Source organism: Xanthomonas sp. DAR 80977 (assembly GCF_041240605.1).
Classification (GTDB): Bacteria; Pseudomonadota; Gammaproteobacteria; order Xanthomonadales; family Xanthomonadaceae; genus Xanthomonas_A; species Xanthomonas_A bundabergensis.
Window position 1 is genome coordinate 3,852,847 of the sequence record NZ_CP162487.1, and the last position, 20,925, is coordinate 3,873,771.

Annotated in this window: 25 protein-coding genes; 21 read left to right on the plus strand and 4 right to left on the minus strand. The window is 71.3% G+C overall.

Annotated features, from left to right (window positions below):
* Positions 1-141: 141 nt before the first annotated feature.
* Complete coding sequence (locus AB3X10_RS16200) at positions 142-627, minus strand: copper chaperone PCu(A)C (protein WP_369976326.1); 486 nt, start codon at positions 625-627, stop codon at positions 142-144.
* A 48-nt stretch (positions 628-675) separates the two neighbouring features.
* Between AB3X10_RS16200 and AB3X10_RS16205 the strand changes: the two genes are divergently transcribed.
* From AB3X10_RS16205 to AB3X10_RS16215, 3 genes are all read left to right on the plus strand, one after another.
* Positions 676-1,455, plus strand: a complete 780-nt coding sequence (locus AB3X10_RS16205) for an enoyl-CoA hydratase/isomerase family protein (RefSeq protein WP_369976327.1) — start codon at positions 676-678, stop codon at positions 1,453-1,455.
* A gap of 63 nt (positions 1,456-1,518) precedes the next feature.
* Positions 1,519-2,430, plus strand: coding sequence for an acyl-CoA thioesterase II (gene tesB / locus AB3X10_RS16210; RefSeq protein WP_369976329.1), 912 nt, complete (start codon positions 1,519-1,521; stop codon positions 2,428-2,430).
* Positions 2,431-2,440: 10 nt separating this feature from the next.
* Positions 2,441-2,971 (plus strand): putative signal transducing protein, encoded by a 531-nt coding sequence (locus AB3X10_RS16215; protein ID WP_369976331.1) that lies wholly within the window; start codon positions 2,441-2,443, stop codon positions 2,969-2,971.
* A 320-nt stretch (positions 2,972-3,291) separates the two neighbouring features.
* On the opposite strand, the gene AB3X10_RS16220 is transcribed toward AB3X10_RS16215, so the two are convergent.
* On the minus strand, positions 3,292-3,906 hold the full coding sequence (locus AB3X10_RS16220) for an EF-hand domain-containing protein (RefSeq protein ID WP_369976333.1): 615 nt from the start codon (positions 3,904-3,906) through the stop codon (positions 3,292-3,294).
* A gap of 163 nt (positions 3,907-4,069) precedes the next feature.
* On the opposite strand from AB3X10_RS16220, the gene AB3X10_RS16225 reads away from it, so the two are divergent.
* From AB3X10_RS16225 to AB3X10_RS16255, 7 genes are all read left to right on the plus strand, one after another.
* Complete coding sequence (locus tag AB3X10_RS16225; RefSeq protein ID WP_369976335.1) at positions 4,070-4,882, plus strand: arginyltransferase; 813 nt, start codon at positions 4,070-4,072, stop codon at positions 4,880-4,882.
* Between the two features lie 81 nt (positions 4,883-4,963).
* Entirely contained in the window at positions 4,964-6,277 is a 1,314-nt protein-coding gene (locus AB3X10_RS16230; RefSeq protein WP_369976336.1) for an endonuclease/exonuclease/phosphatase family protein, read from the plus strand.
* Between the two features lie 132 nt (positions 6,278-6,409).
* Positions 6,410-6,793 carry a roadblock/LC7 domain-containing protein gene (locus AB3X10_RS16235; protein WP_206229898.1) on the plus strand — a complete coding sequence of 128 codons (384 nt, stop codon included), beginning with the start codon at positions 6,410-6,412 and terminating at the stop codon, positions 6,791-6,793.
* Positions 6,794-6,803: 10 nt separating this feature from the next.
* Positions 6,804-7,304: a PAS domain-containing protein gene (locus tag AB3X10_RS16240; protein ID WP_369976338.1), complete on the plus strand. Its 501-nt coding sequence runs from the start codon at positions 6,804-6,806 to the stop codon at positions 7,302-7,304.
* Positions 7,301-8,056: a PhnD/SsuA/transferrin family substrate-binding protein gene (locus tag AB3X10_RS16245; protein WP_369976339.1), complete on the plus strand. Its 756-nt coding sequence runs from the start codon at positions 7,301-7,303 to the stop codon at positions 8,054-8,056. Before AB3X10_RS16240 ends, AB3X10_RS16245 begins: the two co-directional genes overlap by 4 nt.
* 10 nt (positions 8,057-8,066) lie before the next feature.
* The gene (locus AB3X10_RS16250) at positions 8,067-8,708 is read left to right on the plus strand and encodes a hypothetical protein (RefSeq protein WP_369976341.1); all 642 of its coding nucleotides are present in this window, start codon (positions 8,067-8,069) and stop codon (positions 8,706-8,708) included.
* On the plus strand, positions 8,705-9,325 hold the full coding sequence (locus tag AB3X10_RS16255) for a hypothetical protein (protein WP_369976343.1): 621 nt from the start codon (positions 8,705-8,707) through the stop codon (positions 9,323-9,325). The genes AB3X10_RS16250 and AB3X10_RS16255 overlap by 4 nt, the downstream gene beginning before the upstream one ends.
* Before the next feature lie 80 nt (positions 9,326-9,405).
* On the opposite strand, the gene purT is transcribed toward AB3X10_RS16255, so the two are convergent.
* Positions 9,406-10,593: a formate-dependent phosphoribosylglycinamide formyltransferase gene (gene purT, locus AB3X10_RS16260; RefSeq protein WP_369976345.1), complete on the minus strand. Its 1,188-nt coding sequence runs from the start codon at positions 10,591-10,593 to the stop codon at positions 9,406-9,408.
* A 338-nt stretch (positions 10,594-10,931) separates the two neighbouring features.
* On the opposite strand from purT, the gene AB3X10_RS16265 reads away from it, so the two are divergent.
* The 11 genes from AB3X10_RS16265 (at position 10,932) to AB3X10_RS16315 (ending at position 19,793) form a co-directional block, all read left to right on the plus strand.
* Positions 10,932-12,083, plus strand: a complete 1,152-nt coding sequence (locus AB3X10_RS16265) for an aromatic ring-hydroxylating oxygenase subunit alpha (protein ID WP_369976347.1) — start codon at positions 10,932-10,934, stop codon at positions 12,081-12,083.
* Positions 12,073-12,699: a DapH/DapD/GlmU-related protein gene (locus AB3X10_RS16270; protein ID WP_369976349.1), complete on the plus strand. Its 627-nt coding sequence runs from the start codon at positions 12,073-12,075 to the stop codon at positions 12,697-12,699. Before AB3X10_RS16265 ends, AB3X10_RS16270 begins: the two co-directional genes overlap by 11 nt.
* A 421-nt stretch (positions 12,700-13,120) precedes the next feature.
* Positions 13,121-14,005 carry an SPFH domain-containing protein gene (locus AB3X10_RS16275; RefSeq protein WP_369976350.1) on the plus strand — a complete coding sequence of 295 codons (885 nt, stop codon included), beginning with the start codon at positions 13,121-13,123 and terminating at the stop codon, positions 14,003-14,005.
* A gap of 61 nt (positions 14,006-14,066) precedes the next feature.
* Positions 14,067-14,246: an Arc family DNA binding domain-containing protein gene (locus AB3X10_RS16280; protein ID WP_369976351.1), complete on the plus strand. Its 180-nt coding sequence runs from the start codon at positions 14,067-14,069 to the stop codon at positions 14,244-14,246.
* The gene (locus tag AB3X10_RS16285; protein ID WP_179570776.1) at positions 14,243-14,428 is read left to right on the plus strand and encodes a DUF4177 domain-containing protein; all 186 of its coding nucleotides are present in this window, start codon (positions 14,243-14,245) and stop codon (positions 14,426-14,428) included. Before AB3X10_RS16280 ends, AB3X10_RS16285 begins: the two co-directional genes overlap by 4 nt.
* A gap of 1 nt (position 14,429) precedes the next feature.
* A complete protein-coding gene (locus tag AB3X10_RS16290) occupies positions 14,430-15,722 on the plus strand; it encodes an alpha/beta fold hydrolase (protein WP_369976353.1) in 1,293 nt (430 codons plus the stop codon).
* Positions 15,723-15,727: 5 nt separating this feature from the next.
* Positions 15,728-16,285 carry a PH domain-containing protein gene (locus AB3X10_RS16295; protein WP_369976355.1) on the plus strand — a complete coding sequence of 186 codons (558 nt, stop codon included), beginning with the start codon at positions 15,728-15,730 and terminating at the stop codon, positions 16,283-16,285.
* Positions 16,286-16,300: 15 nt separating this feature from the next.
* Positions 16,301-17,107: a M15 family metallopeptidase gene (locus AB3X10_RS16300; protein WP_369976357.1), complete on the plus strand. Its 807-nt coding sequence runs from the start codon at positions 16,301-16,303 to the stop codon at positions 17,105-17,107.
* Positions 17,104-17,694 (plus strand): hypothetical protein, encoded by a 591-nt coding sequence (locus tag AB3X10_RS16305; RefSeq protein WP_369976359.1) that lies wholly within the window; start codon positions 17,104-17,106, stop codon positions 17,692-17,694. The genes AB3X10_RS16300 and AB3X10_RS16305 overlap by 4 nt, the downstream gene beginning before the upstream one ends.
* 39 nt (positions 17,695-17,733) lie before the next feature.
* Positions 17,734-19,167: an FAD-binding oxidoreductase gene (locus AB3X10_RS16310; RefSeq protein ID WP_369976361.1), complete on the plus strand. Its 1,434-nt coding sequence runs from the start codon at positions 17,734-17,736 to the stop codon at positions 19,165-19,167.
* 185 nt (positions 19,168-19,352) lie between these two features.
* Positions 19,353-19,793, plus strand: a complete 441-nt coding sequence (locus AB3X10_RS16315; RefSeq protein ID WP_369976363.1) for a hypothetical protein — start codon at positions 19,353-19,355, stop codon at positions 19,791-19,793.
* Between the two features lie 457 nt (positions 19,794-20,250).
* On the opposite strand, the gene AB3X10_RS16320 is transcribed toward AB3X10_RS16315, so the two are convergent.
* Entirely contained in the window at positions 20,251-20,925 is a 675-nt protein-coding gene (locus AB3X10_RS16320) for a DNA-3-methyladenine glycosylase family protein (RefSeq protein WP_369976365.1), read from the minus strand.

Consider the following 20,925-nt stretch of genomic DNA (forward strand, 5'->3'; position numbering starts at 1 on the left):
GCCGACCCCAATCCCGCGCAGGATCCGCTTTTCCGAATCCCCAATCCCCAATCCCAGCCTCTTGCAGGAGCGACTTCAGTCGCGACGCGCCGAACCCACCGGCTGCAGCGGCGATTGCGCCACTGCACGGCAACCTAATCGCTATGGCTTTCCCGCGCTCACCTTCAACTCGCCCTGCACTTCGCGCCCATCCTCCAGCACGAAGCTGATCGGCAGGCTGGCGCCCTCGCGCAGCGGCTGCGCCGGCTGCATCAGCATCAGGTGCAGGCCGCCGGGCTGCAGCACCGCGTCGGCGCCGGCCGCCAGCGGCAGGCGCTCGATCTCGCGCATCTTGCTGACCCCGTCCACCTGCGTGGTCTGGTGCAGGCTCACGTCGGCGAACGCCGCGCTGCGCGCCGACACCACCGCCAGCGCCTGCTTGCACGGGTTGTGCAGGCGGCCGAAACCGGCGGCCATCGGCATCGCCGCGTTCGGCGGCAGCCGTACCCAGCCGGCCTGCCATTGCGGCAGGCAACGATCAGCCTTGGCCGCCGCCGGCGCTGCGAAGGCGGCCCCCGGTGCCAACGTGGCCAGACACGCCAGCCCGATGGCCAGCCCCCGTACGCATGCGGATGGTTTGAGCTTCATGGCCCTATGATAGCCGTCCCGCACCGCGCCGCCTGACGGAAACTCCGCATGACCTCGCTGATCCAGGTTCTCGACCACGGCCCCATCCGCCAGCTGCGCCTGGCGCGCCCGCCGGTCAACGCGCTCGACACCGCCCTGTGCGGCGACCTGGCCGCGGCCATCGCGCAGGCGCAGGCCGACGCGGTGCACGCGCTGGTGCTGTCCGGCAGCGAGCGCATCTTCTCCGCCGGCATGGACGTGCCGCACCTGCTCGGGCACGGCAACGACCGCGCCAAGCTGCTGCACAGCTGGCAGGCCTTCTTCGGCGCGGCGCGCGCGCTGGCCGACAGCGCGATCCCGGTGGTGGCGGCGCTGACCGGGCATGCGCCGGCCGGCGGCTGCGTGCTGGCGCTGTGCTGCGACTACCGGGTGCTGGCGCGCAGTCCGGAGCCGGCGCACCCGGTCACCATCGGCCTCAACGAGACCCAGGTCGGCCTGGTCGCGCCGGAAGGCATCCAGCGCCTGCTGCGGCGCGTGGTCGGCGCGCACCGCGCCGAGCGCTTGCTGGTCGCCGGCGAACTGGTCAGCGCCGAGCGCGCGCTGGAGATCGGCCTGGTCGACGAACTGGCCGACGCCGAACTGGTGGTCGCACGCGCGGTGGCCTGGCTGCAGGACCTGTTGCAGCGGCCGCGGCAGCCGATGCTGCAGACCCGCGCGATCGCCCGCGCCGACCTGCGCGCCGCGCTGGCCGACGACCTGATCCAGCTCGAGCGCTTCGTCGACGGCTGGCAGGCGCCGGACACCCAGGCCGCGCTGCACGCGCTGGTGGCGCGGCTGGGCAAGCGCTGAGCGCGCGGGCCGACACGGGCCGCCCGGTATAATCGCGGCCAGTCCTCGCCCAGGCCCCGCCTCTTGTCCGCCAAGCCGCCCGCCCCCGTCGTCTCCGAACTGATCGAACTGCTGTCGCTGGAACGGCTGGAGGACAACCTGTTCCGCGGCCAGAGCCGCGACATCGGCACCAAGTACGTGTTCGGCGGGCAGGTGCTGGGCCAGGCGCTGTCGGCGGCGCAGGCGACGGTGGAGAACGGGCGCCGCGTGCATTCGCTGCACGCCTATTTCCTGCGCGCCGGCGACATCGACCACCCCATCGTCTACGACGTGGACCGCACCCGCGACGGCGGCAGCTTCTCGGTGCGCCGGGTCACCGCGGTCCAGCACGGCAAGGTGATCTTCTTCTGCGCCGCCTCGTTCCAGGAGCAGGAAGACGGCGCGACCCACCAGCTGAAGATGCCGGAAGTGCCGCAGCCGGAGGACATCGAGCCGACCCTGGCGGCGCGCCCGGACGTGCTGGCGACGCTGCCGACCAAGGTACAGCGCTGGCTTTCGCGCGGCGGCCCGTTCGAATTCCGCCACGTGTACCCGCGCGACGAACTGAACCCGCCCAAGCGCCCGCCGTTCCAGCAGATGTGGCTGCGCCTGAGCGAGCCGGTCGGCGACGCGCCGGAACTGCACCAGGCGCTGCTGGCCTACGCCTCGGATTTCCACCTGCTGGGCACCGCGACCTTCCCGCACGGCATCAGCTACTACACGCCGAACGTGCAGATGGCCTCGCTCGACCACGCGCTGTGGTTCCACCGCCCGTTCCGCGCCGACGACTGGCTGCTGTACTCGCTGGACAGTCCCAGCGCGCAGGGTTCGCGCGGCCTGGCGCGCGGCCAGTTCTTCACCCGCGACGGGGTGCTGGTCGCCAGCACCGCGCAGGAAGGCCTGATCCGCGTGGTGCCCGACGCCGGCGCCGCGGCGCAGGTCCCGGCCAAGCACTGAGGCGACGACGATGCGGCAGATCTTCAGCAGTCAGCGCGTGGAAACCGCCGAGGGCGTGGCCAAGCTGCTGCGCGAGCAAGGCATCGAGGTGCGGCTGAGCAACGGCCGCTCCTACCGCAGCCGGCGCAGCGGCCAGTTCAGCTACATCGAGCCGGCCGCGGCGCAGGCGCAGCCGACGGTGTGGGTGGTGCATGCCGACGACCAGCCGCGCGCGCGCGCCCTGCTGCGCGAATCGGGCCTGATCGACAGCACCCGCAACGACCCGGCGCAGACACTGCCGTACCTGAGCGAGTTCCGCTCGCAGGCGGTGCCGGACACCGGCAAGCGCTGGGCGTGGCGGATCCGCGTCGCGCTGCTGCTGGCGATCGGCGCGGTGGCGCTGGTGACGGTGCTGCGCCATCGCGGCAACCAGGCTGCGCCGCCGGCTGCACCGGTTACGGCACCAGTTGCCGCACCCGCGGCGCGACCGGCACAGGACAGCGACGAAGTGCGGGTGCGGGTGCAACCGACGCAGCAGCAACCGGCGCCGCGCGGCAACTGAGCGGTCGGCACCTCTCTCGCTGCCTGGCACGGGGCGTCGGCCGTGCAGGCTGTCGACGTTCACTGTCTCCGGCTTGTGCCTGTCGCGGTTGAAACCGCTCCTACAGGGGAAGCTCGGCGCTTGGCTGGTCGGGGCAGGAGGTTTTTTCAACACCGATCGGCAATGCGGCCTGGATGTGGACAAGCGCGTTTGCCGCGGCCGATATCCGCAGCATGAGCCATCCGATGCCGCCGCTGTCCACACACAAAAACGCCCCTGCGCATCGCTGCGCAGGGGCGGGTGTCGAGCGGCGCCTTGTTGCGTGTTGCGGGGTGTAACCGTCAGTTCGCGTCGGGTGCGGCCGGTGCCGGCTTCGGGCCCTGCTTCTGACCGGGCTTCTGGCCGGGCTTGTGCATCCACATGGACTGCGCGGCGTCGAACTCGGCGCGGCTGAGCATGCCGTCCTTGTTGGTGTCGGCCTTGGCGAACCAGGCGTCGCGATGCTGCTTGGCACGCAGTTCGAAGTCGGCGCGATCGACGAAGCCGTCCTTGTTCACGTCCATCTCCGCGAAGCGCTCGGCGAACTTCGGATCGGCCTTGGCCTCGTCGCGGCTGATGCGGCCGTCCTTGTTGGTGTCCAGCTTGGCCAGCAGCGCGCGATGGTCGCCGCGTCCGCCGCGCTCGCCGCGTTCGCCATGACGGCCATGGCGCGGGAACTCGTCGGGGGTCAGCTTGCCGTCGTGGTTCTTGTCCAGCGCGTCGAAGTGCTCGGCCAGGCGCGGGTTGGCCGCGGCCTCGCTGCGGTCGACGACGCCGTCGCCGTTCTTGTCCAGCTTGGCGAAGCCGCCGCCATCGGCCGGCGCGGCGGGATCCGACGGCGGCGGGTTGGCGGCATAGGCGCCGCCGGACAGCACGGCGAGCATGGCCAGGGCGAGCAGCGGGTTGCGGTAATTCATGGAAAACTCCCTGAGGGAAAGGAAGGAACCTGCCGGCGCGGCAAGCGCGTGCGGCAGTCACCAGCGCTGACACGTCGGACCGCCAGGCGGGCCGGCGCATCGGCGCCTTCACTGCAGTCAACGCCCTGGCGCAGGCACGGTTGACCGGCGCCGGGGCGCATTCATGCGGCGGACAGTCGCGGCCGCTGCGACCGCGAAGCGCTATGCTCGGGGCATGGCCATCCACACCGACGCCAGCGACGACCTGCGGCTGTTCCAGACCGGCCAGCATGCGTGCGGCTATTGGCCCGAACGGCAGGCGCGCGACCTGGTGCTGGACCCGCACGACCCGCGCCTGGGCGCGCTGTATCCGCTGGCGCTGAGCTGGGGTTTCCGCCGCTCCGGCGACCTGGTCTACCGGCCGCATTGCGACCACTGCCGCGCCTGCGTGGCGGTGCGCATCCCGGTCGCCGAGTTCGTGCCCGACCGCAGCCAGCGCCGCTGCCTGGCGCGCAATGCCGACATCGACACGCGCATCGTCGCCGCCGAACGCAACGACGAGCAGCTGGCGCTGTACCAGCGCTACCTGCGCATGCGCCACCCCGGCGGCGGCATGGACGAACACGGCGCGCACGAATTCGACCAGTTCCTGATCGGCCGCTGGTCGCACGGGCGCTTCCTGGAGATGCGGCAGAAGACCGCCGACGGACAACGCGGCCCGCTGCTGGGCGTGGCGGTGACCGACATCGCCGAGCAGGCGCTGTCGGCGGTCTACACCTTCTACGATCCCGAGGCGGCCGCGCGCGGCCTGGGCACGCTGGCGATCCTGCAGCAGATCGCATGGGCCAGGCGCGAAGGCCTGAGCCACCTGTACCTGGGCTACTGGATCCGCGGCCACCAGAAGATGGACTACAAGCGCCGCTTCGCGCCGTTGCAGGCCTACGACGGACGCATCTGGCGCGCGTTCGACGACTACATCGGCCGCCTCGGCGGCTGAGCCTGCGACAGCCTGCCGGAACCACGCGCTGCGCTCGCGCCGCGCTGCGGCGCCGACAATCAAGCACGGCGCCGCACCGCCATGCAGCGCCTGCACGGCGGCGGCCGCGGCGCCATCGTCCGGACATGCGGCGCATGCGAAACTGCGCGCATGAACCCACGCCTCCTGTTGCTTGCCCTGACCCTGCTGTGCGGCGCCTGCACGCACACCGACCCCGTCCCGAGCGCGGCCACGCCCGCCGCGGCCAGCGCCGCGCCGCTGCGCCTGGCCACCTACAACACCTCGCTGAACTCGGACGAGGCCGGCGGCCTGATCGCCGCGCTGCAAGGCGACAGCGCGCAGGCGCGCAAGATCGCCGCGGTGCTGCAGCAGGTGCGCCCGGACCTGGTGCTGCTGAACGAATTCGACTACGACGACGCGCACCGCGCCGCCGACCTGTTCCAGCAGCGCTACCTGGAAGTGCCGCAGCCGCTCGGCGGCGCCGCGTTGCGCTACCCGTACCGCTATCTGGCGGAAGTGAACACCGGCGTGCCCAGCGGCCTGGACCTGGACAACGACGGCAGCGTCGGCGGCAACGGCCGCGCGCTCGGCAACGATGCCTGGGGCTACGGCCTGCACCCGGGCCAGTACGGCATGCTGCTGCTGTCCAAATACCCGATCGACGCCAAGGCGGTGCGCAGCTTCCGCCTGCTCAAGTGGAGCGCGATGCCCGGCGCGCTGCGCCCGATCGATCCGGCCAGCGGCCGCCCGTTCCACAGCGACGCGGTGTGGGCGCAACTGCGGCTGTCGTCGAAGTCGCATTGGGACGTGCCGGTGCGCACGCCGCTGGGCGTGGTCCACGCGCTGGTCGCGCATCCTACCCCACCGGTGTTCGACGGCCCCGAGAAGCGCAACCTGGCGCGCAACCACGACGAACTGCGGCTGTGGCGCGAGTATCTCGACGATACCGGCGGCGCGGCGCAGTGGCTGTGCGACGACGCCGGCCGTTGCGGCGGCCTGGCCGCCGATGCGCGCTTCGTGATCCTGGGCGACCTCAACAACGATCCGATCGACGGCGACGGCCGCCACGACGCCATCCGTGCCCTGATCGACCATCGCCGTGTGCTGCGCTACCCGACCCCGCTCGGCGCCGGCGGCGCGGAAACCACCCGCGCCTACGCCGCGCAGGGCATCGTCCATCGCGGCCCGCCCGAGCAGGTCACCGGCGATTTCGGGCCGAAGGCCGGCACCATGCGGCTGGACTACGTGCTGCCCTCCAACACCTTCCGCTACCTGGACAGCGCCGTGTTCTGGCCGGCTTCCAGCGCACCGGCGGCGGCGATCGCCGACGGCAGCGACCATCACCTGGTGTGGGTGGATGTGGCGTTGGAGCCGGAAGTGGGGAGTCGGGATTAGGGATGGGTGGCGCCGGCGGGCGGCCGGCGGCTGAGCTGATCCAGACGTTGGGGGTCGCCGCACCCCGGCCTTGATCCAGATCAAGGGCAAGTGCGCGCAAACGCTATCCAATGCATCCCGCACCCCGTCGGGATGCGTCACCGGATAGCGAGCATGCGAACGCAACAGCTGCAACAGGCGCTGGAAGGCCTCAACGGCGCCACCGCCGACATCGAGGCCTCGGCGCTGATCTCCCTGGATGGGCTGATGATCGCCTCGGCGATGCCGCAGGGCATGGACGAGGACCGCGTCGGCGCGATGTCCGCCGCGCTGCTGGCGCTGGGCGAGCGCAGCGCGCGCGAACTGGCGCGCGGGCCGCTGGAGCGGGTGCTGATCCAGGGCGAACTGGGCTACGTGATCATGAGCGCGGCCGGGCGCGAAGCGGTGCTGACCGTGCTGGCCAAGCCCAGCGCCAAGCTCGGCCTGGTGTTCCTGGACATCAAGCGCGCCGCCCAGGCGCTGCAGCAGATCCTCTAGGGCCGCCGCCATGCCGCTGCCGCCGATGGATCCGCCGCACGAACCGCACCGCAGCGCCGAGCTGCGCTACCACGACGGCAGCCGCCGCCTGGTGTACTGGAGCGAACGCGAAGTGGCCTACCCCGACGGGCGCCTGATCGTCTCGCGCACCGACCTGGACGGCGTCATCACCCACGCCAACGACGCCTTCGTCGAACTCAGCGGCTGGCCGCGGGCGACACTGATCGGCGCGCCGCACTGCATCCTGCGCCATCCGGACATGCCGCGGCGCGCGTTCGCCGAGCTGTGGGACACGGTGCTGGGCGGCGAGAAATGGCATGGCTACGTCAAGAACCTGCGCCGCGACGGCGCCTGCTACTGGGTCTACGCCACCGCGCTGCCGAACGTGCGCGACGGCAAGGTGGTCGGCTTCACTTCGGTGCGGCGCAAGCCCTCGCGGCGGCGCATCGACGCGCTGCAGCCGCTGTACGCGCAGTGGCTGCAGGACGAACGCGCGGGGACGCCGGCATGAGCCTGGACTTCCTGGTCGCGCCGGACTTCGCGCCGGAGAACTTCTGCGGCTGGTACCTGCTCAGCACCGTGCTGCAACGCCGCGCCGGCGTCGGCCTGCACCTGCTGATGCCGGCCGACGCCGCCGAGCAGAAACAGCTGCTGGACGCCCGCACGGTCGACCTGGTGTACGCCAGCCCGTTCGACGCCAGCGGCCTGATCCGCACCCGCGGCTACCTGCCGCTGGCGCGCCCGCGCGATCGCGCCGACGAGGTGGTGATCGCCACCGCCGCGGACGCGCCGGCGCGCTGCGTGGAAGACCTGGCCTACGGCTGCCGCATCGCGCTGACCGACAACCACGACGTGCGCCTGATCGCGCTGCGCCTGCTGGAGCCGGCCGACCTGGATCCGGAGCGCATCGCCTGGCGCCCGGCCAGCAGCTACGCCGCGGTGGCGCGGCTGCTGCTGGAGGGCGAGGCCGATGCCGGCCTGTTCCTGGCCGACGCCTACCACGGCCTGTCGCGGCTGACCCGGGAGCGGCTGCGGCCGCTGGTGCAGAGCGCGCTGTGCGACATCGGCCACGTGCTGCTGGCGCACCCGCGCATCGCCGCGCAGCTGCCCGCGTTGCGCGCGGCGCTGCTGGCGCTGGGCGATGCCGCGCACCGCGACGACCAGGCCGTGCTCGATGCGCTGGGACTGCCGCACGGCTTCGAGGCGATGGACATGGAACAGGCGCAATTCATGATCGACCTGATCGACACCTTGCTGGACTGAGCGCACCGCCATGGCCCACCGCCCTGCTCCAGATCCGGCCCGCCTGGTGATGCGCACCCATGCGCGTGCGCTGCTGCGCGATCCGCACGACCCGGGCGCGCACCTGGCGCGGCTGCATGCGGCATTGCAGCTGGCCGACGACGAACCGGTGCAAGGCGTGCTCGCCGACCTGTTCGTCGGCTTGCCGCGGCACGACAGCGCGCTGCGCCACGCCGCGTTGCAGATGGCCGAGCAGCGCCTGCCGCCGCACGTCGCCGCAGCGTTCCTGCGCCACAGCCAGGGCCATGCGCTGCTGCCGATCACCGCGCTGGCCACGCGCTGGAGCGTGCTGGCGCGGCCGTCGGCCGACGTGCCGGCGCGCATGCGCCGGGCCAATCCGGACCATTCGCGGCGGCTGGCGCGCGAAGTGGTGGATGCGCTGTGCGACGGCGAACCGCTGGCCGCCGCCCGCACCGAACGCGAATTCCTGGACTACTGCATCAGCTGCCAGGACAAGCTCGCCTTCATGCTCGCCAGCCGCGACCTGCGCCGCCATGCGCTGGCGCTGGACGACCGCTGGGACCGCGCCGCGCGCTGGCTGCAGCAGCGCGACCTGCTCGGCGGCCGCAGCGCCGCCACCCTTCCCTTCCCCATCGCAAGCCATCGGCCATGAACGAGCAAGAACCCATCTGGCTGATGCCGACGCCGCACGGCGTGCTGCACGGCTTCGCCAGCGCCGCACCGGACCGCATGCAGCGCGCGCTGCAATTGCTGCTGAGCGCGCACGGCGCGCTGTCGCTGCAGGAATGGCGCATGCGCGTGGACGGCGACGTGCAGCGCCTGCTGCACGAAGCGCGCGAGCGGCAGTGGATCCAGCTGCTGCGGCGGCCGGTGCCCGGCCCGGAGATCCGCCTGGACGATTTCGCCCAGCACGTGATCGCGCCGCTGTCGGCCGAACGCCGCGCGGTGCTCGCCTCCGACGGCGGCTTCTGCCTGGGCCAGGCCGGGCTGAGCCAGGACGAGGCCGACACGCTGAGCGTGGCCGCGGCCGATTTTTCCGGCTTCGCCCAGCGCCAGGGCGCACGCGGCTGGAGCGGCGCGCAGCGCTACGTGTCGTTCTACAGCGAGCCGCAGCTGTTGCTGGCGGACTGGTCGTTCGTGCCGTTCTGGGTGGACGGCGCCGGCTACTGGCTGATCCTCGGCGGCGAGGCGCTGCTCAACAACCTGGCGATGGTGGAACTGGTATGGAGCATCCGCCTGGCGGCGGCGCGGTTCGCGCCGCCGGGTTGAGGAGTGGCCGGGATTGGGGATTCGGGATTGGGGATTGGGGATTGGGAACGGCGTGACGAGCGCGTCCCTTTTCCGTGCCGTCAGGCCTTCAGTTCGATGGTCAGGGCCGCGGCGGCGTCGCGGGCGGTGTGCCGCGCTTCGTCGATGCTGGCGCCGCGCGCCAGGGTCACGCCGACGCGGCGGTGGCCGTGCACGCTGGGCTTGCCGAACAGGCGCAGCGCGGTGTCCGCGGCCTGCAGCGCGGCGGCGACGTTGCCGAACAGCGGCACGCCTTCGCCGTGCGCCAGCAGCGCGCACGAGGCCGACGGCCCGCTCTGGCGGATCACCGGGATCGGCAGGCCCAGGATCGCGCGCGCATGCAGCGCGAACTCGCTCAGCTCCTGCGAGACCAGGGTGACCAGGCCGGTGTCGTGCGGCCGCGGCGACACTTCGCTGAACCACACCTCATCGCCCTTGACGAACAGTTCCACGCCGAACAGGCCCCAGCCGCCGAGGTCGTCGGTGACCGCGCGCGCGATGTCCTGCGCCCGCTGCAGCGCCAGCGCCGACATCGGCTGCGGCTGCCAGCTCTCGCGGTAGTCGCCGTCCTTCTGCCAATGCCCGATCGGATCGCAGAACGAGGTGCCGGCGGCATGGCGCACGGTCAGCAGGGTGATCTCGTAGTCGAAGTCGATGAAGCCTTCGACGATGCAGCGGCCGGCGCCGGCGCGGCCGCCGGTCTGCGCGTATTCCCAGGCCGGGTCGATGTCCGCTTCGCTGCGCAGCGTGCTCTGGCCCTTGCCCGAGGACGACATCACCGGCTTGACCACGCACGGCAGGCCGACCGCGGCGATCGCGGCGCGGTACTCCTGCGGCGTATCGACGAAGCGGTACGGCGAGGTCGGCAGGCCCAGCGTCTCGGCGGCCAGGCGGCGGATGCCCTCGCGGTCCATGGTCAGCCGTGCCGCGCGCGCGGTCGGGATCACCCGCTGGCCGTGCTCGCGTTCCAGCGCCACCAGGGTCTCGGTGTGGATGGCCTCGATCTCCGGCACGATCAGGTGCGGCTGCTCGCGTGCGATCAGCTCGCGCAGCGCCATCGCATCGAGCATGTCCAGCACGTGCGAACGGTGCGCCACCTGCATCGCCGGCGCATCGGCGTAGCGGTCGGCGGCGATCACCTCCACGCCGAAGCGCTGCAGTTCGATCGCCACTTCCTTGCCCAGTTCGCCCGAGCCCAGCAGCAGCACGCGGGTGGCGGAAGCGGACAGCGGGGTTCCCAGGGTGGTCATGGCGGCGGTGCCTGCGCGAAGGAGAGAGGACGCCATTCTAGCGGCCGCGCGCCGCCGCCGATGCCGGCGGCCGCCCCGCTGGCAAGCCGACATCGGGATGCTATCTTCCTCGCACCAGCCCGGGACGCCGCCATGAACCAACGCACCGCCGCGCGCACACGCCGATCGGCACGCACCGCGTGGCGCAGCCGGCATCCGCATGCGTCCGCGCGCAGCGCCGCAGCGGCATCGCTCGCCGGGCCAGGCCGCCTCGGGCCGAAGCCGAACCCGCCCTGCCGCCCGGGTTCGCCGGCGCCGGTGGCCGTGGTCGGCGAAGCGCGAACCGAAGAACGCCGCGCATGCATTCGCTGATCCCGGCCGAGGCCTACATCGACGAGGCATGGTTCGCGCGCGAGCGCGAGTGCCTGATGCGGCCGCTGTGGCAGTTCGTCGCCCCGCGCATGCTGCTGGACAGGCACAACGCCTTCGTGCGGCGCTCGGTGTGCGGGGTGGACGTGGTGGTGCAGAACTTCGACGGCGAACTGCGCGCGTTCGACAACCTGTGCCTGCATCGGCAGAACCCGCTGCAGCAACAGCCGCAGGGCGTGCGGCCGCTGGTTTGCGGCTACCACGGCTGGCGCTACGGCGCCGACGGCGGCGTGGACAACATTCCGTTCCACGACGACGCCTACCGCCTGCCGCCGCAGCAGCGCGAATGCCTGCGGCTCAAGCGCTTCGCCGTGGCCTGCATCGGCAACCTGGTGTTCGTGAATCTTTCCGCAAATCCGCTCCCGCTGGAAGCGCAGTTCTCGCTGCCGGCGCTGGACATGCTGCGCAGGGCGTCGGAGCACTTCGACAACGAGGTACTGGTAGCCACCTTCGAGGCCAACTTCAACTGGAAGCTGGCCTACGAGAACCTGCGCGACAGCCTGCACCCACGCTTCGTGCATGCGCGCACCCTGGCCCGGCAGGTGAAGTTCCAGGCGCAGATGGACGAGGCCGGCATCGCCGATGCGCACCGCTACCATGCGCAGGGCAGCGCCTCGCAGGCCGAACACCTGGCCCGCCTGCGCAGTTTCAGCAATGGCGGCCTGAACGAACCCCTGCAGTCGCTGCCGCACTACGCCTGGCACGACAAGGTCGAGCGCTTCGGCAACGACGACTGGTACCTGAACTGGCTGCTGTATCCGAACCTGCACATCGCCTCGGGCTCGGGCGGCTATTCCTTCATCATCGAGCACCACCAGCCGCTGTCCGCGCAGCGCACCGACCTCACCGTGTATTACGTCACCGCGCGCAAGAAGCACCGCTACGCGACCTCCGATGCGGTGCTGCTGGCGCACCTGCAAGGCGCCGAGCAGGTGCTGCGCGAGGACATCGACATCATGCAAAGCGTGCAATCGGGGCTGCGCAGCGGCGCGCCGCGCGCGGTGCTGGGCGATTACGAGCATGGCAACATGCAGGTCGAACGCTGGTACATGGATGTCATGGAGGGCCGGCATGCCCTCTGAGAAATACCTGATCGGCTCCGGGGCGCTGCTGCAGTGGGCGCTGGCCGCCTGGGCCGAAGCGGCGCCGGACACCGTGCTGCACCCGGTGGACGTCGGCCAGGACCAGGACTACCGCTTCGACCTGGCGTCGCTGCCCGCGCTGGCCGGCAGCGATGCGACCGCCTTCGTCGCCTGGGGATCGCAATTCCTCAATTTCCGCCGCCTCGAACTGATGGGCGAACTGAAATCGCGCGGGGTGAAGATGCCGCCGCTGGTGTGCCGTGGCGCGGTGGTCGCGCCCACCGCCAGGATCGGCGAGAACTGCATGATCGGCGCCGGAGCGATCGTCGGCGCGCACTGCGACATCGCGTTCAATGCCTGGATCGGCACGGCCGCCGTCCTGGAACACGGCGCCAAGGTCGGCGCATCCGCCTGGATCGACGCCGGCGTCTTCGTCGGCGCCGAAGCCGTCATCGGCAGCCATGCGACGCTGGGGCGGCGCGTGGAGATCGCCGCGGGGGTCCGGGTCGGCAAGCGCTGCACCGTCGAGGTCCCCGGTTGCTACCGCAGCGACATCGCCGTCGGCACCCATCACCTGGCCTCGCTGCGCACGCCCGTGGTCATCATCGGCGGCTGAGTGGGCGCTTGCGGCGGCCGGGATTCGGGATTCGGGAATCGGGAATCGGGAATCGGGAATCGGGATTAGGGATTCGCAAGAGCGCCGAATCGGCGCCGGCGTAGCAGTGCGCGCGGCCGATGCATGCACACCGGCCGACGCCGGCCAGGCCGGCATCCCGGCCGTGGCCGTAGCCGCATGCCTCTCCCAGACCTCGCGACGTCGCCCCCTTCTGATCCTCGACAGCGGGTACCGCGCGTAGCCGCAGGAGTGGGGAGTGGCGATTCACAAGGCGCCTCTTGGACCAGTCGGCCCGCACGGACCCGCTTCCACGATTCCCCATTCCCCATTCCCCATTCCCCATTCCCGATTCCCGATTCTCAGCCCCTTGCAAACCGATATCAAAGTGATATCTTCTCGCTACACACCTGGGGAGACCGTCATGAAAGAACGCACGCTTCGCTCGCTGCCCGGCATTCCGCTCCTGCTCGGCGTCCTGGCGCTGGCCGGGCTGGCGCTGTGGCTGTTCGTGATCGGCATCATCAAGGACCCGGTCAGCGGCGGGCCGACCTCGCTGTGGCTGGTGCTGCTGGCGCTGCTGCTCGGCGCCGCCGCCCTGGTCAGCCTGTGCGGCCTGTACACGGTGCAGCCGAACCAGGCCGCGGTGCTGAGCCTGTTCGGCAAGTACGTGGGCACGGTCAAGGACAACGGCCTGCGCTGGAACAACCCCTTCTATTCGAAGAAGAAGGTCAGCCAGCGCGTGCGCAACTTCGAGAGCGGCCGGCTCAAGGTCAACGAACTGGATGGCAGCCCGATCGAGATCGCCGCGGTGATCGTGTGGCAGGTGATCGACGCCTCCGAGGCGGTGTACAACGTCGACGACTACGAAAGCTTCGTGCACATCCAGTCCGAGTCGGCGCTGCGCGCGATGGCCACCAGCTATCCCTACGACCAGCACGAGGACAACCAGATCTCGCTGCGCAGCCACCCGGCCGAGATCAGCGAGCAGCTCAAGCGCCACCTCGACGAACGCCTGACCCAGGCCGGGGTGGACGTGATCGAGGCGCGCATCAGCCACCTCGCCTATGCGCCGGAAATCGCCCAGGCGATGCTGCAGCGGCAGCAGGCCAATGCGGTGATCGCCGCGCGCACGCGCATCGTCTCCGGCGCGGTGGGCATGGTCGAGATGGCGCTGGCCGAGCTGGAGAAGAACGGCACCGTGCAACTGGACGAGGAACGCAAGGCGCACATGGTCAGCAACCTGCTGACCGTGCTGTGCTCGGACCGCGGCGCGCAACCGATCGTCAACGCCGGCTCGCTGTACTGATGCGCCAGCCCTGCCACTTCCATGCGGCAGCGGCCGCACGGATGCAAAGGAGCCGTTCCGCATGAGCGAGAAGAAGGCCTATCCGCTGCGCATCAACGCCGACGTGCTGGCGGCGGTGCAGCGCTGGGCCGACGACGAGCTGCGCAGCCTCAACGCGCAGATCGAATACGTGTTGCGCGACGCGCTGCGCAAGGCCGGCCGGCTGCCCAAGCCCGGCGAGGACAAGGAACCCAAGCCATGACCACGCGCTGGACTTACCTCACTGTCGAAGTGAATCTCAAGCCCACCTTTCTCGGCAAGGTGGACGCCGAACCGATCCAGGCCGAGCTGAACAAGCAAGGCGCCCTGGGCTGGGAACTGGTCAACGTGATCAGCTCGCCGCGGCTGTGGCCGGTGCTGCTGGTGTTCAAGAAGGCGAGCTGACATGCGCCCACGCCGCCACCTCGGTCCCATGCTGGCATCGCTGCTGTTCCCGGCCGCTGCACTGGCGGCCTCGCCTCAGCAGGCAGCGAACACGCTGCTGGATCGCCTGCAGGCCGGCGACTACACCGCCGCAACCGCCGATTTCGATGCGCGCATGCATGCCGCGTTGACGCCGCAGAAGCTCGCCGCGGTCTGGACGTCACTGCAACGCCAACTCGGTCCGCTGCAAGAGCGCGGACACTCCGAGCAGCAGACCGAGGGCACAACGACGCTGGTCCTGGTGCCGCTGCAGTACGCCAAGGGCGAACTGCAGGCGCGCGTGGGCGTCGATACCGAGGGCAAGATCTCCAGCCTGCTGATCGTGCCCGCCGCTTCCGCCGCGCCACCGGCAGCGCCCGACGCCGACGCCCGCTACACCGAACAGGCCGCCAGCGTCGGCGACCTGCCAGGCACGCTTACCCTGCCCAAAGGCACCGGCCCCTTCCCCGCCGTCGTGCTGGTCCATGGCTCCGGCCCGCACGATCGCGACGAAACCATCGGCCCCAACAAGCCGTTCCTGGACCTGGCGCATGGCCTGGCCGAGCATGGCATCGCGGTCCTGCGCTACGACAAACGCACCTACGCCAAACCCGAATCGATGGCCGGCGCACGCCTCAGCGTCGATGGCGAGACCACCAACGACGCGGTGGCCGCGATCGCCTCGCTCGCCGGCAACCGCGCGATCGACGCGAACCGCATCTACCTGTTCGGCCACAGCCAGGGCGCGCTGCTGGCGCCGCGCATCGCCGCGCGCTCGCGGCACGTGGCCGGCATCGTGCTGTTGGGCGCACCGGCACGCCCGTTCCTGGATCTGCTGCTCGAGCAGATGCGCGCGCTGGGCTCGCCGCAGTCCGCCATCGACCAGGTGCAGGCCGAGGTCCGCCGCATCCGCGAGCCTCCTCCGGCGGGCGCGGCCGCCGGCGACACGGTGCGCCTGCTCGGCATCCCGGTTCCCGCCGCGTACGCACGCGACCTCGACCGGATCGACCCGGTCGCCGAGCTGCGCACGCTCGGCCCGATGCCGGTGCTGTGGCTGCAGGGCGAGCGCGACGTGCAGGTCACCGCGCCGGACTGGCAGCGCTGGCAGCAGGCGCTGGGCGAGGACCGGCGCGCGACCCTGCACCGCTATGCGCAGCTCAATCACCTCGGCATCGCCGGCAGCGGCGCACCATCGCCGGCCGAGTACGGGCAGCCCGGCCATGTCGACCCGCAGCTGATCGCCGATACCGCGCAGTGGATCCGGGCGCAGCGATGAACGGCATGCACCGGACCTCCCGCGCCACGCCTGCCGCCCGCGGCTACCGCGTCGCCCCGCCCGGCCGCCTGCCGCTGCTCGGCCTGTGGCTGCCGCTGCTGCTCGCCGCCGGCCTGGTCGCCGCAGTGGGCCTGTCCAGCCCGGACCGTGGGCATCGCCTGCACTGGGCCACGCTGGTCCTGCTGCCGGCGACCGGCACGGTGCTGAGCCTGCTGTACCTGCGCCGCGGCATCCGCCTGGATGGACCGACCCTGCTGGTCCGCTCCAGCCTGTTCACCTCGCGCACCGACCTCGCGGCAATGGACCTGGCGCATGCGCGGGTGGTGGACCTGGCCGAACACGGCGAATTCGCGCCGACCCGCAAGACCATCGGCTATGGCCTGCCCGGCTTCAAATCCGGCCATTTCCGCATGCGCAACGGCGCCCGCGCGTTCTGCCTGCTCACCGATGCCAGCCGCGTGCTGGCGCTGCCGCTGCGCGACGGGCGCTGGCTGCTGCTCAGTCCCGAACAGCCGCGGCAACTGCTGCAGGATCTGCAACGGCTGGCCGCGCACCGCACTTAGCCCTACCCTGTGCGGATGCGCCCCGCTCCCGCCCTGCTGCTCAATACCGAATGCATCGAACTGCTGCCGGCCGCGCTGCTGCGCGCGCGCAGCAACGCCGACGCGCGTCTGCTCGCGCAGGCGACCTGGCTGCTGCGGCGCAAGTGCGACGGCCGCTACCTCGCCGTCGCCTCCGCGCACGGCATGCACGCACTGTTGCCGCGGCTGATGCACGAACCCGGCATCGACGCGGCACTGGACCGCCTCGACGCCCTGCCCCTGCGCCGGCAGCCCGACGACGCCACGCTGCTGCCGCTGAGCGCCTTGCACGAACGCCTGGCCGGCCTCGGCCTGGATGCCGAGGACTACGCGCGCAGCACCGGCCTGTCGATCCAGGCCGAACCCGCCACCCTGCACGCCGCCGGCCGCGACCGCTACCGGCGCCCGCTGTGGCTGAGCGCCGGTGCCGCGCGCGCCTGGCACGCACTGCAGCGCGCGGCCGCGCGCGACGGCGTGGTGCTGGAGGCGATCTCCGGCTACCGCAGCCACGACTACCAACTGGGCATCTTCGCGCGCAAGTTCGCGCGCGGGCAGAGCCTGCAGCAGATCCTGCAGGTCAATGCCGCGCCCGGCTACAGCGAGCACCACAGCGGCGACGCGCTGGACATCGGCACGCCCGGCGAGCCGCCGGCCGAGGAGAGCTTCGAGCGCACCGCGGCCTTCGCCTGGCTGCAGGCGCACGCCGGCGGCTTCGGCTACCGGATGAGCTATCCGCGCGGCAATCGGCACGGCATCGTCTACGAGCCCTGGCATTGGCGCTGGCACGCGCAGGCGCCGGCATGAGCCATCGCGCAGCGCGCCTGCTGTTGCGCGGCAGCCTGGCGTGTTGCGCCCTGGGCGGGCTGGCCCTGTCGTTTGCCGCCTCCGCGCAGTGGCACGATCGCCGGGGCACGCCGCTGCCCGACAGCGCCGGGCGCGCGCACGACAAGAACTTCGCGGCAACGGTCCATGTCGCCGACGAAGCCGCGTTCGCGCGGTTCGGAGAAGAATGGACCGAGACCGACAGCCGCCACAGCCCGCACCTGCGCACGACCGCACGCGTGCGCCGCGGCGAGCCGCTGCGCGTGGTCGTGCTGTATTCGGGCTGCGCGCCCAGTCCGAACAACGACGGTGCCTGCGACGCGCAGCTAAGCCTGCGCATGCTGGGTCCGGACGGCCGCGCCGCGTTGCAGGAGCCGGCGCGGCCGCTGACCATCGGCGGCGGCAAGCCGGCCGCGCCCGGCATGCTGGAACTGGCGCCGCTGTCGCTGCAGCTGCGCTTCGAGCCGGAGGATCCGCTCGGCACCTATACGCTGCACGCCACGCTCCACGATCCCAGCCAGGACGCCTGGGTGCGCGTGCAGACGCAGGTGGAACTGGTCGCGGACTGACGCCCCACCCCTGCCAACACCACCGAGAGCGCCTTGCTTATGGACGAGCACATCGACACCCAACGCCGCGCGGCCAGCGCCGCCCTGCTCGGCGCCGGCGCCGCCCTGGTCCTGCCGGGATGCGGGCGCGACACCGCCGCCGCGCCGCAGGTCGCCGACATCGCCGGCATCGACCGCACCGCGGTCGCGCGCATCGCCAGGCCGCGCAGCGTGGCCGAGGTCGCCGCGCTGTTGCGCGACAGCCGCGGCGCGGTCTCGATCGGCGGCGCGCGCTACAGCATGGGCGGGCAGATCGGCGCCGCCGGCTCGCTGCACCTGGATCTGCGCGACCTGGTCGGGCTGGTGCGGCTGGATCCGGCTGCGCAGCGCATCCGCGTGCGCAGCGGCATGCGCTGGCGCGACCTGCAGGACCTGATCGATCCGCACGACCTGGCGATCGCGGTGATGCAGAGCTACAGCAATTTCAGCGTCGGCGGCTCGGTCGCGGTCAACTGCCACGGCCGTTATCTGCATGCCGGACCGATCGCGCACACGGTGCAGGCGCTGCAGTTGGTCGACGCGCAGGGCCAGGTGCACGAACTGGACCGCGCACACGATGCCGAACTGTTCGCCGCGGCGATCGGCGGCTACGGCGGACTCGGCGTGGTCACCGAGGTGGAGTTGTCGCTGGCCCGCAACGACATGCTGGAGCGGCATGCGCAGCGCGTGGCGCTGGCGGACTATCCGGCGTTCTTCGCCGAACGCATCGCCGCCGACCCGCGCGCGGTGCTGCACAACGCCGACCTGATGCCGCCGCACTTCGACCGCCCGCTGGCGGTGACCTGGCGGCGCAGCGATGCCGCGCCCACCGACACGCGCCGGCTGGTGCCGCGCGGGCAGGACTATGCGCGCGAACAGAACCTGATCTGGGCGGCCTCGGAACTGCCGCTGGGCGAGGCGCTGCGCGAGCGCTACCAGACCGAACCGCTGCTGCACACGCCGGCGGTGATGCGCCGCAACTGCCAGGCCAGCCTGGATGCGCGCTCGCTGGAACCGCGCACGCGGCGCATGTCCACCTACCTGCTGCAGGAGTATTTCCTGCCGCTGCCGGCCTTCGCCGCGTTCGCGCGCGCGATGGGCGCGATCCTGCGCCGCCACGACGTCAACGCGCTCAACGTTTCGATCCGCCACTCGCCTGCCGACACCGTGTCGTTGCTGCGCTGGGCGCCGCAGCCGGTGTTCTCCTTCGTGCTGTACTACAAGCAGCGCAGCGGCGCCGCCCCGGACCGGGCCGCGGCGGTGTGGACCCGGCAGCTGATCGACGCGGCGCTGGCGCACGGGGGCCGCCACTACCTGCCGTACCGGCTGCACGCCACGCCGCGCCAGTTCGCCGCGGCCTATCCCGAAGCCGAGGCGTTCGCGCGCATCAAGCGCCGCATCGATCCGCAGCAGCGCTTCCGCAACCGGCTGTGGGACAAGTACCTGCCGGCATGAGGCCGGCACGCTGGCGCTCGCGGCAGAAATCTGCGGCGGCCTGGCGCTCAAGTTGCCGCGCCTGCGGCCGATGTCGCAGCGACACTTCGAGGAGATCCACGCTGATGGAACAGAACCCTTATTCGGCGCCGGCAGCCGGCGCCCATGCAGCTCCCGCCGCGCCACTGAGCAAGGCGCCGGACAGCGTGCTGCGCAGGATCAAGGTCGGCTGGATCGTGGCCGCGTTGTGCGCGGCGATCAACCTGCTCGGCGGACTGGTCGCACTCAAGAACGGCAACACCGCCGTCGGCGTGGCCAGCGTGATCGAGGCCATGTTCATCGCAGCGCTGGCCTGTGGCGTCCAGCGCAAACACCGGGTGGCGGCAAGCGTGTTGCTGGCCTACTACGTCCTCGCCCGGATCGCCATGCTGCTCACCGGCCATCTCAGTGGCGCGGTCCTCGGCGTGATCGTGATCCTGGTCTACCTGAGCGCGGCGCGCGCCACCTTCGAATACCACCGCTGGCTGCAGCAGGAACGGCGCTTCCCGTCCTCGCAGCGACCGCGCTTGAGCGACGATCCGCTGTTCCGCACGCCAGCGCCAGCGGCCCAGGCTGCACCTGAAAGTGCCGCGTCACCAGCGCCCTGAACCAGCGGCGATCGGCGCTGCTCCCGCGAACACGGCGTTAGCCGCTTTGCGGCATCGCCGAAGGCGACGATCTTTCGCAGGGTGGGCCACTGGACATCGCCGTTAGATGCGGCGGAAGGCCCAACGTTGACTCCAGGCGCACGTCCTGTAGGACCTGTAGGAGCGGCTTCAGCCGCGACCGGCCTTTTTCGGTAAAGCCCGGTCGCGGCTGAAGCCGCTCCTACAAAAAAACGTAGCCCCGCTACTCCTGCGAGCGCGGCGTGGGCGGCTTCGCGGCGTCGCTGAAGTCGGCGATCTTCCACGGGATCCACTGGACATGCCGACATGCCGACATGCGTAGGAAGGCCCCACGGCAACTCCAGGCGCATCTCCTGTAGGAGCGGCTTCAGCCGCGACCGGCCTTTCTCGGTAATGCCCGGTCGCGGCTGAAGCCGCTCCTACAAAAAAACGTAGCCCGCTACTCCTGCGAGCGCGGCGTGGGCAGCTTCGCGGCGTCGCTGAAGTCGGCGATCTTCCACAGGTAGAACGCCGCGTAGCTGCGGTACGGCCCCCAGCGCTCGCCGCGGGCCAGCAACTCCTTCGCGGTCGGCGGCAGCTCCAGCCTGTCCACCCGCTGCGCACCCTTGCGCACGCCCAGGTCGTCCACCGGCAGCAGGTCCGGCCGGCCCAGGCGGAACAGCAGCATCATCTCCACGGTCCAGCGGCCGATGCCGCGGATCGGCAGCAGCGCCTGCACGATCGCCTCGTCGTCCATGAAGGCAAGCTTGCGCAACGAGGGGATCTCGCCGGCCGCCTCGCGCCGGGCCAGGTCGCGCAAGGCCAGCGCCTTGTTGCCGGATACGCCGCAGGCGCGCAGGCCGGTATCGTCGATCCGCGCCAGCGTGTCGGCGTGCAGCCGCGCGCTGCCGATCGCCGCCTCGACGCGGCCGACGATGGTGGCCGCGGCCTTGCCGCTGAGCTGCTGGAACAGGATCGCGCGGGCCAGCGCATCGACCGGGTCGAAACGCCTGGACCAACCCGGCTGCGCCGCGATCGGGCCGATCCGGCGCATCCACGCGCCGAGCCTGCGGTCGCGCCGGCTCAGGTCGTCGTAGGCCGCCTGGGTATCGAATCCGCGCGGGTAGCGGGGCAC

Coding starts and splice junctions, on each gene's coding strand:
- AB3X10_RS16250 (WP_369976341.1), top strand. CDS start 8,067: ATGGCCCACCGCCCTGCTCCAGATCCGGCCCGCCTGGTGATGCGCACC.
- AB3X10_RS16230 (WP_369976336.1), top strand. CDS start 4,964: ATGCAGCGCCTGCACGGCGGCGGCCGCGGCGCCATCGTCCGGACATGC.
- AB3X10_RS16205 (WP_369976327.1), top strand. CDS start 676: ATGACCTCGCTGATCCAGGTTCTCGACCACGGCCCCATCCGCCAGCTG.
- AB3X10_RS16235 (WP_206229898.1), top strand. CDS start 6,410: ATGCGTCACCGGATAGCGAGCATGCGAACGCAACAGCTGCAACAGGCG.
- AB3X10_RS16290 (WP_369976353.1), top strand. CDS start 14,430: ATGCGCCCACGCCGCCACCTCGGTCCCATGCTGGCATCGCTGCTGTTC.
- AB3X10_RS16270 (WP_369976349.1), top strand. CDS start 12,073: ATGCCCTCTGAGAAATACCTGATCGGCTCCGGGGCGCTGCTGCAGTGG.
- AB3X10_RS16220 (WP_369976333.1), bottom strand. CDS start 3,906: ATGAATTACCGCAACCCGCTGCTCGCCCTGGCCATGCTCGCCGTGCTG.
- AB3X10_RS16300 (WP_369976357.1), top strand. CDS start 16,301: ATGCGCCCCGCTCCCGCCCTGCTGCTCAATACCGAATGCATCGAACTG.
- AB3X10_RS16245 (WP_369976339.1), top strand. CDS start 7,301: ATGAGCCTGGACTTCCTGGTCGCGCCGGACTTCGCGCCGGAGAACTTC.
- AB3X10_RS16275 (WP_369976350.1), top strand. CDS start 13,121: ATGAAAGAACGCACGCTTCGCTCGCTGCCCGGCATTCCGCTCCTGCTC.
- AB3X10_RS16240 (WP_369976338.1), top strand. CDS start 6,804: ATGCCGCTGCCGCCGATGGATCCGCCGCACGAACCGCACCGCAGCGCC.
- AB3X10_RS16310 (WP_369976361.1), top strand. CDS start 17,734: ATGGACGAGCACATCGACACCCAACGCCGCGCGGCCAGCGCCGCCCTG.
- purT (WP_369976345.1), bottom strand. CDS start 10,593: ATGACCACCCTGGGAACCCCGCTGTCCGCTTCCGCCACCCGCGTGCTG.
- AB3X10_RS16255 (WP_369976343.1), top strand. CDS start 8,705: ATGAACGAGCAAGAACCCATCTGGCTGATGCCGACGCCGCACGGCGTG.
- AB3X10_RS16285 (WP_179570776.1), top strand. CDS start 14,243: ATGACCACGCGCTGGACTTACCTCACTGTCGAAGTGAATCTCAAGCCC.
- AB3X10_RS16225 (WP_369976335.1), top strand. CDS start 4,070: ATGCGGCGGACAGTCGCGGCCGCTGCGACCGCGAAGCGCTATGCTCGG.
- AB3X10_RS16280 (WP_369976351.1), top strand. CDS start 14,067: ATGAGCGAGAAGAAGGCCTATCCGCTGCGCATCAACGCCGACGTGCTG.
- AB3X10_RS16295 (WP_369976355.1), top strand. CDS start 15,728: ATGCACCGGACCTCCCGCGCCACGCCTGCCGCCCGCGGCTACCGCGTC.
- AB3X10_RS16305 (WP_369976359.1), top strand. CDS start 17,104: ATGAGCCATCGCGCAGCGCGCCTGCTGTTGCGCGGCAGCCTGGCGTGT.
- AB3X10_RS16265 (WP_369976347.1), top strand. CDS start 10,932: ATGCATTCGCTGATCCCGGCCGAGGCCTACATCGACGAGGCATGGTTC.
- AB3X10_RS16215 (WP_369976331.1), top strand. CDS start 2,441: ATGCGGCAGATCTTCAGCAGTCAGCGCGTGGAAACCGCCGAGGGCGTG.
- AB3X10_RS16200 (WP_369976326.1), bottom strand. CDS start 627: ATGAAGCTCAAACCATCCGCATGCGTACGGGGGCTGGCCATCGGGCTG.